Origin of the sequence: Prevotella sp. HMSC073D09, assembly GCF_001814145.1 — a bacterium.
In the GTDB taxonomy this organism is placed as follows: domain Bacteria; phylum Bacteroidota; class Bacteroidia; order Bacteroidales; family Bacteroidaceae; genus Prevotella; species Prevotella conceptionensis.
This window is the reverse complement of sequence record NZ_KV815134.1, coordinates 1-378: the sequence shown is the minus strand read 5'-3', so window position 1 is coordinate 378 and position 378 is coordinate 1. Positions and strand designations below refer to the sequence as shown.

Below are 378 nucleotides of genomic sequence, written 5' to 3'. Positions count from 1 at the left end.
GCATCGTCAAGAGCCACGGCGACCTCGAAGGCGTATATGTCAATGGTGCGCCGCAGGGAATCACGTTCCACGAAACGGAGGACTACACCATCTATCCTGCCCCGATTATCACCGTAACGAAGAACCGCTTTACCAAGCATTACTTCATCGGCGACAAGCGCGTAGCAAGCAAACTTGGAACAGGCAAGTTCAGCAATGTCTACGGCATCAGCAGCAACAACGTTACGGCAGGGCAGAAAGACTATGCCGCCCGCATGCTGCAGATAGGGAAACAGCGCGAGGACTACTACCGCAAGCTGGGCACACCACCAGGAGTGCCCACGATGAAAGGTGCGACGGCCGATCCCGACAACACGGGTTATGGCTACAACACCATCA

Annotated in this window: 1 pseudogene; it reads left to right on the top strand. The window is 55.6% G+C overall.

What is annotated here, in order from left to right:
* Window positions 1-378: pseudogene (locus tag HMPREF2955_RS13305) on the top strand (RHS repeat-associated core domain-containing protein); the annotation flags it as partial.